This is a genomic window from Cellulophaga lytica DSM 7489, assembly GCF_000190595.1.
Classification (GTDB): Bacteria; Bacteroidota; Bacteroidia; order Flavobacteriales; family Flavobacteriaceae; genus Cellulophaga; species Cellulophaga lytica.
The window spans coordinates 3,751,062-3,765,936 of record NC_015167.1; the positions used below are offsets into that span (position 1 = coordinate 3,751,062).

The 14,875-nt window shown below is 31.5% G+C and carries 16 protein-coding genes; 4 read left to right on the forward strand and 12 right to left on the reverse strand.

From position 1 onward, the window contains the following. Positions 1 to 32: 32 nt before the first annotated feature. From CELLY_RS16490 to CELLY_RS16540, 11 genes are all read right to left on the reverse strand, one after another. Positions 33 to 848 (reverse strand): enoyl-ACP reductase FabI, encoded by an 816-nt coding sequence (locus CELLY_RS16490; RefSeq protein WP_013622847.1) that lies wholly within the window; start codon positions 846 to 848, stop codon positions 33 to 35. 66 nt (positions 849 to 914) lie between these two features. Beyond that, complete coding sequence (recN, locus tag CELLY_RS16495; protein ID WP_013622848.1) at positions 915 to 2,567, reverse strand: DNA repair protein RecN; 1,653 nt, start codon at positions 2,565 to 2,567, stop codon at positions 915 to 917. Positions 2,568 to 2,619: 52 nt separating this feature from the next. Further along, the gene (gene porD, locus CELLY_RS16500; RefSeq protein ID WP_013622849.1) at positions 2,620 to 3,510 is read right to left on the reverse strand and encodes a type IX secretion system protein PorD; all 891 of its coding nucleotides are present in this window, start codon (positions 3,508 to 3,510) and stop codon (positions 2,620 to 2,622) included. Next, a complete protein-coding gene (gene coaBC, locus CELLY_RS16505) occupies positions 3,503 to 4,711 on the reverse strand; it encodes a bifunctional phosphopantothenoylcysteine decarboxylase/phosphopantothenate--cysteine ligase CoaBC (RefSeq protein WP_013622850.1) in 1,209 nt (402 codons plus the stop codon). Before coaBC ends, porD begins: the two co-directional genes overlap by 8 nt. Positions 4,712 to 4,713: 2 nt before the next feature. After that, the gene (locus CELLY_RS16510; protein ID WP_013622851.1) at positions 4,714 to 5,046 is read right to left on the reverse strand and encodes a DNA-directed RNA polymerase subunit omega; all 333 of its coding nucleotides are present in this window, start codon (positions 5,044 to 5,046) and stop codon (positions 4,714 to 4,716) included. A 10-nt stretch (positions 5,047 to 5,056) separates the two neighbouring features. Further along, complete coding sequence (locus tag CELLY_RS16515) at positions 5,057 to 5,869, reverse strand: outer membrane protein assembly factor BamD (RefSeq protein WP_013622852.1); 813 nt, start codon at positions 5,867 to 5,869, stop codon at positions 5,057 to 5,059. A 140-nt stretch (positions 5,870 to 6,009) separates the two neighbouring features. Further along, positions 6,010 to 6,900 carry a 4-hydroxy-tetrahydrodipicolinate synthase gene (gene dapA, locus CELLY_RS16520; RefSeq protein ID WP_013622853.1) on the reverse strand — a complete coding sequence of 297 codons (891 nt, stop codon included), beginning with the start codon at positions 6,898 to 6,900 and terminating at the stop codon, positions 6,010 to 6,012. A gap of 58 nt (positions 6,901 to 6,958) precedes the next feature. Further along, the gene (locus CELLY_RS16525) at positions 6,959 to 7,489 is read right to left on the reverse strand and encodes a DUF6913 domain-containing protein (RefSeq protein ID WP_013622854.1); all 531 of its coding nucleotides are present in this window, start codon (positions 7,487 to 7,489) and stop codon (positions 6,959 to 6,961) included. A gap of 173 nt (positions 7,490 to 7,662) precedes the next feature. After that, positions 7,663 to 9,657 carry an NAD-dependent DNA ligase LigA gene (ligA, locus tag CELLY_RS16530; RefSeq protein WP_013622855.1) on the reverse strand — a complete coding sequence of 665 codons (1,995 nt, stop codon included), beginning with the start codon at positions 9,655 to 9,657 and terminating at the stop codon, positions 7,663 to 7,665. A gap of 60 nt (positions 9,658 to 9,717) precedes the next feature. Beyond that, complete coding sequence (prmC, locus tag CELLY_RS16535) at positions 9,718 to 10,569, reverse strand: peptide chain release factor N(5)-glutamine methyltransferase (RefSeq protein WP_013622856.1); 852 nt, start codon at positions 10,567 to 10,569, stop codon at positions 9,718 to 9,720. A 67-nt stretch (positions 10,570 to 10,636) separates the two neighbouring features. Beyond that, positions 10,637 to 11,122 (reverse strand): GNAT family N-acetyltransferase, encoded by a 486-nt coding sequence (locus CELLY_RS16540; RefSeq protein WP_013622857.1) that lies wholly within the window; start codon positions 11,120 to 11,122, stop codon positions 10,637 to 10,639. Positions 11,123 to 11,163: 41 nt separating this feature from the next. Between CELLY_RS16540 and ribD the strand changes: the two genes are divergently transcribed. Genes ribD through CELLY_RS16560 form a run of 4 tightly spaced genes read left to right on the forward strand, consistent with a single transcriptional unit; the run spans position 11,164 to position 14,281 of the window. After that, positions 11,164 to 12,216, forward strand: a complete 1,053-nt coding sequence (ribD, locus tag CELLY_RS16545) for a bifunctional diaminohydroxyphosphoribosylaminopyrimidine deaminase/5-amino-6-(5-phosphoribosylamino)uracil reductase RibD (protein WP_013622858.1) — start codon at positions 11,164 to 11,166, stop codon at positions 12,214 to 12,216. Next, positions 12,209 to 12,811: an HAD-IA family hydrolase gene (locus tag CELLY_RS16550; protein WP_013622859.1), complete on the forward strand. Its 603-nt coding sequence runs from the start codon at positions 12,209 to 12,211 to the stop codon at positions 12,809 to 12,811. Before ribD ends, CELLY_RS16550 begins: the two co-directional genes overlap by 8 nt. 2 nt (positions 12,812 to 12,813) lie before the next feature. Further along, entirely contained in the window at positions 12,814 to 13,680 is an 867-nt protein-coding gene (locus tag CELLY_RS16555) for a DMT family transporter (protein WP_013622860.1), read from the forward strand. Next, complete coding sequence (locus tag CELLY_RS16560) at positions 13,673 to 14,281, forward strand: IMPACT family protein (RefSeq protein WP_013622861.1); 609 nt, start codon at positions 13,673 to 13,675, stop codon at positions 14,279 to 14,281. The genes CELLY_RS16555 and CELLY_RS16560 overlap by 8 nt, the downstream gene beginning before the upstream one ends. Here the strand turns inward: CELLY_RS16560 and CELLY_RS16565 are convergent. Beyond that, a complete protein-coding gene (locus CELLY_RS16565) occupies positions 14,278 to 14,688 on the reverse strand; it encodes an acyl-CoA thioesterase (RefSeq protein WP_013622862.1) in 411 nt (136 codons plus the stop codon). The two genes, CELLY_RS16560 and CELLY_RS16565, sit on opposite strands and share 4 nt — an antisense overlap. Positions 14,689 to 14,875: the final 187 nt, after the last annotated feature.

Genomic DNA, 14,875 nt, shown 5'->3' on the forward strand with positions numbered 1-14,875 from the left:
AAAAGGATGGCTTTTACTATATTATAATATTCTTATTCTTCTGTAAAATGCTCTATTACCTCTTGGCTAACTCCTGTATTAGAAAAACCACCATCATGAAATAGGTTTTGCATAGTTACTTTCTTTGTTAAATCTGAGAACAAAGAAACAGTATAGTCTGCACAATCTTGAGCAGTAGCATTACCTAACGGAGACATTTTGTCTGCATAAGCAATAAAACCACCAAAACCTTTAACACCCTGACCAGCAGTTGTTGGCGTTGGAGACTGTGAAATTGTATTTACACGTACTTGCTTTTCTTTACCAAAGAAATAACCAAAACTACGTGCAACAGACTCTAAATATGCTTTATTATCTGCCATATCATTATAATCTGGAAAAGTACGTTGTGCCGCCATATAAGTTAAGGCTACAATACTACCCCATTGGTTCATTGCATCTGCCTTATATAAACTTTGCATTACTTTATGAAAAGATAATGCAGAAACATCCCATCCTTTTGCAGTAAAATCATACTTCTCATCTGTATAAGCACGACCTTTTCTTACGTTTACAGACATACCAATAGAATGTAAAACAAAGTCTAACTTACCACCTAAAATTTCTGTAGCTTTAGCTACCAGATTATTTAAGTCTTCTTCGCTAGTTGCATCTGCAGGTATAATTTCTGATCCTGTTTTTTCTGCTAACTCTTTAATTTGCCCCATACGCATTGCTATTGGTGCGTTAGTTAACACAAAAGTACCACCTTCTTCGTGTACTCTTTCTGCAGTTTTCCAAGCTATAGAATTCTCATCTAATGCTCCAAATATAATACCTCTTTTTCCTTTTAATAAATTGTATGCCATTTGCTATTTATTTTGGTAATTTTATGTGCGCGTAAAGATATTCAAAAAAAGTAGAATGCAATGCTTCTAATTTAATAACTGCCTAGCATGCGCTATTGCAGAATCTGATAAATCTTTACCACCCAACATTTCTGCTAACTCCACTACTCTTTCTTCTGTAGTAAGTTGCTTCATTTGTGTGTGCGTTACGTTATTTTTATCTTCTTTATATACTTTATAATGATGGTTACCTTTTGACGCCACCTGAGGTAAATGTGTTATAGAAAAAATTTGCATACTACTGCTCATTTCTTGCATAATTACCCCCATTCTATTTGATATTTCTCCAGAAACACCTGTATCTATTTCATCAAACATTAGCGTTGGTAAATCTTCATATTTAGCCAACACTGCTTTAATTGCTAACATTATACGAGAAAGCTCTCCTCCAGACGCTACCTTTTTTAATTCTCCAAAACTAGATCCTTTATTTGCAGAAAACTGAAAAACTAGCTCATCTTTACCATTATACATAAAGCTTGGTGCTTCATTTATTTCAATTTTAAATTCTGCACTAGGCATACCTAAAGAAGCTAAAATAGACTCTAACTGCTGTTTTAATTCTGGTATAATTGCTTTACGCTGTTTGCTAATTTTTGTACAAATTGTATTTAATGCTTTTTCTTGAGCTGCAATTTCTGCTTCTTTTGCCTGTATAGCTGCATCTATATTCTCTGTTGCATCTACTTTTTGCGCTAAGTCTTCTTTTATTTGCAAAAGCTCTTTTACCTCTAAAACACCATGTTTCTTTTGCAAATCATACAACAATTGCAATTTAACATTTACTTCCTCAAGCAATTTAGGGTTAGCTTCTACGTTATTTTCTAAACTTTCAAACTCTTCAAAAATATCATCAACCTCTATAAATACAGATTGCACACGATCATTTAAGCTTGTAAATTGAGCCCCAAAACCTGCCAACTTACTAGATGCTTGTTTTAATTCTGCCAACAACGTTAAAATACCAACTTGCTCATCAGATATTAATTGATGCCCTTTAGACAAATGCTCCATAATGTTTTCTACATTATTAAGCTGCTCATATTGCTCCTCTAACTCCTCTAAAATTCCTTCTTTTAAAGGTGCACTTTCCAATTCACTTAATAAAAAAGTATTGTAATCATGTTCTTTTATTCCTTCTTGCTTTACTTGCTGTAACAACTCTAAGGCTTTGGCCTCTTTTTTAAATAAACGTAAGTTTTTCTCATAAGTAGCCAAAAGATCTGCATTAGAAGCTAAACCGTCTATAACTTTAAATTGATAAGCATTATCTCCTAATTGCAGTGTTTGGTTTTGCGAGTGAACATCTATTAAACTATCTCCTAAAGTAGTTAATGTTGCTAATCTCACAGGAGAATCATTAATAAAAGCTCTAGACTTACCACTTGGTAATATTTCTCTTCTAATAATGGTGTTTTCCTCATAATCTACGTCATTTTCATTAAAAAAAGATTTAAGATTGTATTTGCTAATAGAAAACTCTGCCTCTATAACACATTTTTTTTCTTTATCTCTTAATGATGATAGATCTGCTCGTTTACCCAACACTAAAGCTAAGCCACCTAATAATATAGATTTTCCTGCACCAGTTTCACCAGTTATTACTGTAAAACCGTTGGTAAAAGACACATTTAAATGGTCTATTAAAGCGTAATTTTTTATAGAAAGTGATACTAACAATTTGTGTAATTAAAAATTACACCAAATATAATTATAATATAAAAAGTGAGGGTTAATATTTTATTTTATTCCACGTACTAGAATAAAAAGGTGCTGCAGTATTTAAAACTTCCTTAAGCTTTACAACATCCATTTTAGGCCCATCAGAAAAAATACTTACAATTTCATCTGATTTTGCATCAAAAAAAGTCTGCAATACAAAAGCATTTGTTCTACGCTTTGCTATAGTAGATAGCAAACGTAATGTACCAGAAATTACTTGTTTTCCTGTGCTGTTATTATCTGCAAGTACATCCATACCTTTTCTATGGTAATTATACATTGCAACTCTATACTCCCTGTAAGCATTAGACAAAATATTATCTACTAGCTCAAAACGAGTTCTTTCACTAGAAGATTGGCTCCAGCCTGCTGCACTACTACCTTGTGCCTGTGTTACAATACCTTGTGCTTTTTTAAAATACTCTGTTCCACCTTCTAAAGCAAAACTATCTGCATCTAAACCAAGAATTATATATGCGTAATAAGACATTACACCTACTAAATTAGAATCAAAAGTATTTTGGTTGTAAACTAAAGGCTGAAATTCTATATAATTAAAATTAAATTGATTGTCTTTATAGTTAAATATAGGCGTTTCATAAGAAGTATTAAAAACAGGCCTAGAAGATTGTATTTGAATGTTTGCTTTAAAACTACTTGATGAGTACTCTGTTATAGTAATAAACATTCTAGAGTTTACACGCTCTTGTTCTTTATAAATACGGTTTGTCCACTTGGTTTTATTCATAAAATCATTAAGTGCACGCTCTAATGTTTTAAAAACTTGTTGGTTGGTTTGCCCTACTTGTTCTGAGTTTATAGTAACTGTACAATTTAACTCTTGTGCTGTTGCAGAAGAAAAAATAGCAAAACAAAAAAAAGCAATTACAAGTTTATACATTAGTCTTTATAATAATTTCATTTACAATATCTAAGGCAACATCTGCCTTTGTCTTTAGTTCAAACGTTTTTATATTTAATTTCTTATCTATGATAGCTATTTTATTGGTTGATTTTCCAAAACCAGCACCTTTATCATTTAAAGAATTAAGCACTATAATATCTAAATTCTTCTTTTTTAGCTTTTTAGTAGCATTTTCTACCTCATTTTGTGTCTCTAATGCAAAGCCAACCAAAAATTGATGCTTTTTTTGCTCTCCTAAAGAAAATAAGATATCCTTGTTTTTTACAAGAGTTATCTGCATTTCAGCATCATTCTTTTTTATTTTTTGGTCTGCTATAGTTTTAGGCTTATAATCTGCTACTGCAGCTGCGCAAATAGCTATATCTACATTTGCATAATGCTTATGAACTTCACTATACATTTCATCTGCAGATTTTACACGCACCAATGTAACATTATCATGAGAAATAGTTAAGTGTGATGGACCTGAAACCAAAATAACTTTGGCCCCTTTATTTGCTGCTGCTAAAGCCAACTCAAACCCCATTTTCCCTGATGAATGATTTCCTATAAAACGCACAGGATCTATAGCTTCATATGTAGGGCCAGCAGTAATAACCACTTTTTTACCACTTAGCGGTAAACCTGTGTTTAAAAATTGTTTTAAATGTAGTACTATGTCTTCTGGTTCTGCCATTCTGCCCTCACCGTGTAAGCCACTTGCTAACTCACCACTCCCTGCAGGAATCATAATATTACCAAATGAAGCTAACTTACTAAATGAAGCTACAGTAGACGGATGTTTATACATATCCAAATCCATAGCAGGAGCAAAAAAAACAGGACATTTAGCTGATAAATAGGTTGCTAATAACAAATTGTCACAAACACCATTAGACATTTTAGACAAAGTGTTTGCCGTTGCCGGAGCAATAACCATTAAATCTGCCCATAAACCCATTTCTACGTGGTTGTTCCAAGATGTTCCTTCTTCCTTGTCCTCACTAACAAAAGATGTTAATACAGCATTTTTAGAAAGCGTAGCTAAGGTTAACGGAGAAACAAAAGAGCTGGCACTATCCGTTAAAATAACTTTAACGTTAGCGCCAGCTTTTATAAGTAAGCGAACAAGAAATGTAGTTTTATATGCGGCAATACCTCCGGTTATTCCTAAAAGGATATTTTTACCACCTAACATTTCTATGAGTCTTTCGCTGTATTTCTATGGTAAATTCTATCTTCTAACCACTCTGTAACCGCTAAAGCGTGTGGTTTTGGTAATTTTTCATAAAACTTAGAAACCTCTATCTGCTCTTTGTTTTCAAAAATTTCATCTAAACTATCATTATAAGTAGCAAACTCTTCCAACTTCTCTAAAAGTTCTTTTTTAATATCAGAGTTTATCTGTATTGCTCTTTTAGAAACTATAGAAATTGCTTCATATATGTTTCCTGTACCAGCATCAAACTCATTTTTATTAATTGTAGTTGTAGATACAGCTGCTTTTGAATTTTTCAAGTCGTTCATATTCATAGCCTAATATTTATTTTGAATAATTTTGTAATTCTTTGTCTATTTTCTCCTTCATATTGTTTGCTTTTTTAGCAAATTCTGTTTCTGGAAAAGTTTTAATTAACTTACCGTAAGCTTCATTAGCATTTTTTAAACGTTCTTCCTTTTTATTAGGATGACTATTTATTGCTAAATTGTAAGCAGCAAGTGTTTTGTAATATAATGCTTCTTCTTTATATATAGTTCCTGGATTATCTAACATAAAGTTTTCTAATGCCTTTATTGCTGATATTGAGTACTCTAAATCGTAAAACTCTCCTAATTTAGTAAATTGCTTTGCTATCTCTAACGCTTTTTTCTCCTTTTTTCTTGTTAAAGAAGCTGCTATTTCGTTAGCTTCTGGCAAATATTCAGAGTCTGGATAAGTATTAATAAAGTTTTGTATTTTTAACAATGCTTTATCGGTATCTGTCTGATCTAAAGAATATTTACGAGATAAATAAGAATAACTTTTAGCTCCTAAAAAAGATGCTTCTTGCATTTTTTCACTTCTAGGATACGCTTTTACAAAACGCTCAAACTGATACCCTGCGTCATTATACTGCCCTATTTGATAGTAACTATTTGCAAAGAAAAACATTACACGCTCTCCCTGTGGTTTACCTATATATTTAGAAGCTATTTGCTCTAACAAACGGTTAGCTCTTTTAAAATCGCCTTCGTCATAAAACTTCTCGGCCATTTCATATTTAGCTTTAACATCTTGGTTTTTTAATACTTTTTGGTATTCGCTACAAGAGCCCAAGATTAACACCAACAATAAAAGTGGTAATAATTTCTTCATTCTTAAAAACATTTTGCAAAATTAGTTAATATATACGGATATAAAAAACATTTTTTATACTGCTAAAATAGGAATGTGAATATTGTTTACCTTAGTTTTTGGCTAAGTTTTAACTTAAATTTTAATTTGCACACTAAAATTTACACCAATTGCTTATTAAAACTATTCATAAATGTTTGTATAGTTGCCTTTAATTCTGGAGTTGCCTCTAACAAAGGAAGCCTAACTTTTGCTGTTGCCAAGTTTAAATTTTCAAAAATAGCTTTAATACCTGCTGGGTTACCCTCTCTAAAAATAAAATCTATACCATCATGCAGTGTATTGTATAAGGCATGCGCATCTGCTGCATTATTTTCTAAACCAAGAGATATTACTTTAGAGAACTCTGCCGGAATCCCTTGCCCTATTACTGAAATAACCCCAGATCCTCCTGCTAAAACTGTAGAAAGTGCCGTAAAATCGTCTCCAGAAATTACCATAAAATCTTTTGGCTTATTCTTTATAATAGATAAAATTTGAACCATATCTCCGCAAGCTTCTTTTATAGCTACAATATTGTCAAAATCCTTTGCTAACCTAACAGTTGTAGAGGGCAGCATATTACTTCCTGTTCTACCAGGCACATTATATACAATTATTGGTTTTGGTGATGCTAATGCAATTGCTTTAAAATGTTGGTATATTCCTTCTTGAGTTGGCTTATTGTAATATGGAGACACGGATAGTATAGCAGAAAAGTTACTAAGATCTCTTTCTTTTAGCTCTGCAACCACAGCCATTGTATTATTACCTCCTATACCTAAAACCAACGGCAATCTTCCTGCATTAACTTTAACAACAGTATTTATTACCAATTGTTTTTCTTCTGCTGTAAGCGTTGCTGGTTCTCCTGTAGTCCCTAAAACCACTAAATAATTAACGCCATTAGCTATATTGTATTCTACAATATTTTGTAACGCTGTAACATCTACAGACAAATCTTCTTTAAAAGGTGTAACTAGCGCAACACCAGTACCAACTAATTCTTTCACACGTATAAATTTAATAATCAAAATTTAAGAACGTGCTGCAATACGTAGTACGTTCTTATTATATTTCATTAAAAACCGAGAGATATTTTCCCAGCTCTTTTTTAAAAATGTTAAAATCTTTAATAGGTATATTTAAGATTAAATCATTTAAATTTTCATCTACTTCACCAAAACCAACTTTTAACCTGGCTTTAGATTGCATAGTCATTAATTGCAATAGTAAATTATCTTCTGTATAATAACTAATAAGCAAATCGTACTCGTTATCTAGAAATTCTAATGCATAACTATTCTCTATTTTTGCTCCCCAACCTAAATCTTCCTCAGAAAAAACAGGTGTAGAGTAAGGCGAATTTTTATCATGTTCTGCCTTATATCCTATAATTTTTAGTGCATTTGGCTGTAATGAAAACTCTTTAATAAACTGATTAAATATTGTACCATCTGGCACGTTATCTAAATCTACAATACATCCTATTTTACTTATTCCTTTTTTAACTCTAGAACAAGCAACACGTTTGTTTTTGTTTTCGTTTAAAAACTTTACAGCAGCCTTGCGCTTAAATTTATTTTTTATGCCTTTTAACATGCAATTTTACATTTACACAAATGTAATTATTATCTAGCACAATTTAATGCAAAGATACAAAGCTACTTTGTTTTTTAAATAAAACATTTTGTTATAAATATAACAATTGATGACTTCAACAAAAAACAAAAACATAAGTATTTTATTACTAGATATTTACATTGTTTTTAAAATTAACTTAATTTAGCCAAAAATTCTTGCTCTGAGATAATAGGCACATTTAAACTTTCTGCCTTAGTTCGTTTACTAGGGCCCATTTTATCTCCGGCAACTAAAAAAGTTGTTTTAGAAGAAATAGAAGATCCAACTTTACCTCCGTTGTCTTCTATTAGTTTTTTTAGGTCGTTTCTACTCATTTCAAAGACACCAGAAACAACATAAGTCTCTCCTTTTAATTTTTCAGTTTGATTTAAAAGTTTTTCTGCCGAAACCTGAAATTGAAGTCCATACCCTTTTAACCTGTTTATAATATCTAAATTAATTTCGTTCTGAAAAAATGCTACTACACTAGATGCTATACGCTCTCCTATTTCATCTACAGTAGCAAGTTCTAATGCAGATGCATACATTAAAGCATCTATGTTTTTATAAGCTTTAGCTAACTTTTTAGCAACAGTCTCACCAACAAAACGTATACCTAAAGCAAACAACACACGCTCAAAAGGTATTTCTACTGAAGCAGCTACACCTTTTACCAAATTTTCTGCAGATTTTTTCGCCATACGCTCTAAAGGCAACAACTGGTCTACAGTTAAAGCATACAGGTCTGCATAGTTTTGTATTAACCCCTCTTTAAACAATAGCTCAACAGTTTCGCTCCCTAAACCATCAATATCCATTGCTTTTCTAGATATAAAATGCTGAATTTTACCTGTTATTTGCGGCGGACAACCATACTCGTTTGGACAATAGTGTTTGGCATCTCCTTCGGTTCTAATTAACTCTGTATTACACTCAGGGCAATGGTCTATATATTTTGTAGGTTCAGAATTTTGTGGTCTCAAATCTAAATTTACACCAACAATTTTAGGTATTATTTCTCCTCCTTTTTCTACAAAAACAGCATCTCCTACCCTAACATCTAACTTTTCTATTTGATCTGCATTGTGTAAAGATGCTCTTTTAACCGTTGTACCTGCCAACAAAACAGGCGCTAAATTTGCAACTGGAGTAATTGCTCCTGTACGACCAACTTGGTAACTTATTTCATTTAAAACTGTAGAAACTTGCTCTGCTTTAAACTTATAAGCCATAGCCCAACGTGGCGATTTAGAGGTGTAACCTAACTCCTCCTGGTAACGCAGCGTATTAACTTTAACCACAACACCATCTGTTTCATATGGTAGCTCATGCCTATGCACATCCCAATACTCAACAAAAGCCATAACCTCGTCTACACTCTTACATAGTTTAGCTACAGTTGGCACTTTAAATCCCCATGAACGTGTTTTTTCTAACGCTTCAAACTGTGTTTCTAAATTTAAATTAGCACCAACAACACTATACAGCAAACACTCTAACGGGCGTTGCGCCACTAAAGAACTATCTTGCAATTTTAAACTACCAGATGCAGTATTTCTGGGGTTCATATAAGGATCCTCGCCATTGGCTATCCTCTCTTCGTTCATTTTATAAAAACCCTCAAACGGCAACACAATTTCCCCTCTAATATCAAACTTAGCAGGGTAATCTCCTTTTAACTGTAACGGAACAGATTTAATTGTTTTTATGTTAGTGGTTACGTCATCTCCCTGAAAACCATCTCCACGAGTAACAGCACGCACTAATTTACCCTCCTCATAAGTTAAGCTTATTGAAGCTCCGTCATACTTTAACTCGCACGTAAATTCTATATTAGAATCTCCTAATATTTTCTCTACTCTTTTTTCCCAATCTAAAAGATCTTCTTTAGAGTACGAGTTATCTAAAGAATACATTCTGTGCTCATGCACAACTGTATTAAAGTTTTTAGTGATTTCACCACCCACACGTAGTGTAGGCGAATTAGCATCATAAAACTCTGGGTGCTTAGCCTCTAATGCTTGTAGCTCTTTTAACTTTATATCAAAATCATAATCTGATATTGTTGGAGTATCTAAAACATAGTAATTATGGTTGTGCTTACGCAACTCTTCACGTAACGCTTCAATTTGCTCTTTTACAGACATTTTTAACTTTTATTTTATTCAGCTTACTACTATTGTTAATTAGTATTTGCTTATATTTTTTTAACGACTTATTTCCCCTTTTAGCATTCTATCATTACCATACATATCTTTTTTTAATTTGATATTTATATAGTTTAGCCCTACTAAAAGCTCCTTAGTTTGTTCTCCTAAATACTGATTAATTTCAAAAAACAACTTACCATTTTCTCTTAAATGATTTACAGAAAAGTTTGTTATAGCCTTGTAAAATACTAACGGATTATTATCCGACACAAAAAGTGCTAAATTAGGCTCATGCTCTAACACATTTGCACTCATCTCTTTTTTCTCTAAATCTCTAACATAAGGAGGATTAGAAACAATAATATTAAATTTTTGCTTTAAACTAGGCTCTTCTAAAATGTTTTGCTCCAAAAAAGTTACAGTTACATTATTAGCCTCTGCATTACTTTTAGCTACCAAAATAGCTTCTTTAGAAATATCTAAAGCAAACACCTTAGCTTTTGGTAAGTTTTTAGCTAGTGTTATTGCTATACAACCACTACCAGTACCTATATCTAAAATGGCAATTTCTTGGTTAACATTTACTTCGTTTAAAATCCAACTTACCAGCTCCTCTGTTTCTGGTCTAGGAATTAACACATTAGTATTTACATTAAAATCCAACCCCATAAAATGTGCCGCTCCTAAAATATACTGTATTGGTATATGCTTTTTAAGTTTATCTACCACCAAAAACAAAGTGGACTCTTCGTCTTTGGTAACTACATAATTAGGCTCTAACGCAAGCACAAAACGTTCTAGTTTTAAATAATGCTCAATTGCCATATAAAAAAAACTATCTACCTCTTCTACAGGGTAAACAGCATCCAATTCTATATGATAAATTTTCTTTATCTCTTTTAACAACATATTTAAAACAAGTTTTTTAATTGCTTTTTTACTATTAATAATAAAAAAATTCTAACAACTTATATAACTATAAATTTAACAGCATAAAAACAGGGCAAGAATAATGACCTGTATCTCCCATACGCTCATTTATATACTCAAAACCAGTTTTTTTATACAGCTTTTGAGCATCTTTCATATATGGCATTGTTTCTAAATAACATTTATTAAAACGATAATATTTAGCTTTAGCAATGCAAGCATTCATCATTTTACTTCCCAAACCTTTGCCTCTAGCCTCTTCTAAAAAATACATTTTTTGAAGTTCACAAACATTACCTTTATAGTTTTCTAATTGAGCAACTCCTGCGCAACCTAAAATTTTACCATTTACTTCTGCTACAAAATAAGTTGCTTTGGGCACATTGTAGTTTTCATACATACAATCTAATGCTTTATCTGCATAAGCAGTACCAACTTTTGGCACACCAAGATCTACCAAAACTTGCCTAATTACCTCTGCCACAGCCTCATTATCTTTCTGTAAAATAGGCCTTATTACCACATTCTCCATAAAACAAAAACTATATCTTAATATTATTCTATTTTTGCGAAGTGAAGATACATGAAAAATACATTTTACGCTGTATACAAATAGCCAAAAACGGTTTAGGATCTACTTTTCCAAACCCAATGGTTGGTGCATTAATAGTACACAATAACGCTATAATAGGAGAAGGTTTCACCTCTCCTTACGGTGGCTCCCACGCAGAGGTTAACGCTATAAATAGCATTAAAGACAAGTCTGTTTTAAAGGAGTCTACCATTTACGTTACTCTAGAACCTTGCTCCCATTACGGAAAAACTCCTCCTTGTGCAGATTTAATTATAAAACACAAAATACCTAATATAGTTATTGGTCTTAAGGATCCTCATGAAAAAGTAGCTGGCAATGGAATTAAAAAACTTAGAGCTGCTGGTTGCAATGTAACTATTGGTGTTTTAGAAGAAGAATGCCGAGAGCACCATAATAGATTTTTATGTTTTTACGAGAAAAAAAGACCATATATTATTCTAAAATGGGCAGAAACTAATGATGGTTTTATTGCGCCACTGCAAGAAAAAAGAAGCGCTACACCAGAACCTTTTTGGATAACTACAAAAGCAGCCAGACAACTTGTACACCAATGGAGAAGTGAAGAACAAGGTATTTTAGTTGGCACAAATACAATTATAGAAGACAACCCTAAACTGGATGTTAGAAATTGGCACGGAAAGTCTCCTACTAGAATTATTATAGATCAAAATTTAAAGATTGATGCAAGCAAAAACATATTAAATACGTCTGTAAAAACTATTGTAATAACAAAAGAGTCTAATAAAAATGAACAACTACAAGGTATTATTTATGAAAGTGTAAACTTTAAAAAACCTTTAGCTATGCAAATTTGCAATATTCTACATAAGCACAATATACTTAGCGTAATTATTGAAGGTGGCTCAAAAACACTACAGACCTTTATTAACGAAAATCTTTGGGATGAAGCACGTGTTTTTACTGGCACAACAAACTTTAATAAAGGTATTGCAGCACCAAAATTTACAGGAAAGCTAAAAAGCACAAACACTATTAAAACTGATACCTTAAAGACCTACTATAATGATTAAGAATATAATTTTTGATTTTGGCGATATTTTTATTAACCTAAACAAAACAGCTACCGCATTAGAATTAAGTAAATTTGGCTTTACTAAAATTAGCCCTGAGTTAGACGTATTAATGAAGAATTATGAAAAGGGGTTAATTTCTTCTGATGATTTTATAAATAAAACAAACAAAATTTTTCCTACTGCCACACCACAAGAACTTAAAAATGCTTGGAATAAAATTATTTTAGATTTCCCTGAAGAACGTTTACTATTTATAGAAACATTAGCTAAAGAGAAAAATTACCGTTTATTTTTGCTTAGCAATACAAATGAATTACATATAGAGCAGGTTATTAAAAATATGGGAACTGAAAGATATGATAGATTTAAAGCTTGTTTTGAGCAATTTTACTTGTCCCATTTAATTAATTTTAGAAAACCTAATGCTAATATTTACGAGTTTGTATTAAAAGAAAACAACTTAAATGCTAAAGAAACTTTTTTTATTGATGACACAGAAGAAAATACAATTGCTGCAGAAAAATTAGGAATTAAAAGCTGGAATTTGCAAGTTGGCAATGAAGACATCATCAACCTAAAGAGTAAATTATAGGAATGATAAATTTATTATTAAGTATTTTATTTTCTAGTTTAATTTTTATTGTATTTAAGCTTTTTCATACTTTTAAAGTACAAACATTATATGCTATAATTACAAATTACTTTGTAGCTTGTTTAGTTGGTTTATTTTTTTACAAAAATACTATTACACCTGCAAAAATACCTCTTGAGCCTTGGTTTGGTGGCGCTTTATTTTTAGGCATTCTATTTATACTTGTTTTTTACATTATGGCTAAAACATCTCAAGACCTTGGAGTTTCTGTTGCCTCTGTAGCTACTAAAATGTCATTAGTTATTCCTGTACTTGGTGGTATTTTTTTATATAACGAAACACTTACCAGTATTAAAACAATAGGTATATTACTGGCACTATCTGCAGTCTACCTTGCATCTACCAAAAACAACAGCACCTTTAATAAAAAAGCATTACTACTACCCTTTTTAGTGTTTTTAGGATCAGGAACCATAGATATTACTATTAAATATTTAGAAGAAGCTTATGTTGAAGAAGCCAAAATTCCTTTATTTTCTTCTTTCATATTTTTAGCAGCAGGTATATTTGGAGTGTTATTTATTTTAATAAGAACAAAAGAACACCCTATAAAATTAAATTTCAAAAATATTCTTGGTGGTATTTGTCTTGGTATTCCTAACTTTTTCTCTATATATTACCTTATAAAGGCATTAAGAGAATCTAATTTTACAAGTGCATCTATTTTTACAATTAATAATGTTGCTATAGTTTTATTTACAACACTTATTGGTATATTCTTTTTTAAAGAAAAATTAAGTACTAAAAACTGGCTAGGTATAGGTTTAGCTGTTTGCAGTATACTATTAATGGCATTAAAGTATGAATAAAGAAAAAGATACTTATTTAACAATAGACAAACCAAGTCCAGAAATACTATACAAAGACCGCAAAAGTAAATTTTTTGGTTACGTATTTCCTATAACTACCGAAGACGATGTTAAACCAATTATTGAAAAATTAAAAAAACAACATCACACAGCAAACCACGTGTGTTATGCTTGGCAATTAGGAACAGATACCATACGGTACCGAGCTAATGATGACGGCGAACCTAACAACTCTGCCGGACTTCCTATATACGGACAAATACAAGCTTATGACCTTACAAATGTACTTGTTGCTGTTGCCAGAATATTTGGAGGTACAAAGTTAGGCGTTGGAGGATTAATAAGCGCCTATAAAACTGCTGCACAAATAGCTTTAGATGAAGCGGAAATTAAAAAGAAAATAATAACAAAACTATACGCACTTACATTTGACTATAAAGATATGAATAGCGTAATGAGAGTTATTAAACAAAAAAAACTAGACATTGTTTCTCAAAAACTAGAAGCCAATTGCACCTATGTAATATCTGTTAGAAAAACAAAAGCCAATGAAATTTTTACTATTTTTAATACCATGCAGTATATAAAAATCAAAGATTAAAAATCGTAATAATCATCAATCTTTTTTAAAACATAATCCGGACATTTTATAGGTCTTTTAGTTTCTTTATTTAAAAAAGCCAAAACGGTATTTGCTGTAACTAATAATTCATCATTTTCATTATAAATTTCATAGTCAAATTCTATCTTAACAGAAGGCTTTTTTTTAAGTTTAGTAACCACCGTTATAGTGTCATCATATAGCGCAGATTTCTTAAAATTTATTTGTAAAGAAATTACTGGCAGTATAACTCCGGTTTCTTCCATTTTTTTGTAGGAAACGTCTAAATCTTTAAGCCAGCTTAACCTCCCTAACTCCAAGTATTGCGCGTAATTCCCGTGATATACCACACCCATTTGATCTGTTTCTCCGTATCTTACAGTAAAAGAAATTTTATTTTTTCGCATATTATATCAACAAAAATTATATATTTAAAGGATGGGAAATTCTATGCTTACAACATGCAAAAAAAAAACTTCAAATTCAATAGTAATTGATTTTTTTTTTAGAAATTTTGTTCACATATTTGCCTCCCCTGATAAGGAAGTTAAGATCCCCGTATTTTCTTTCAGTGAGAACACAATACTAACCAAA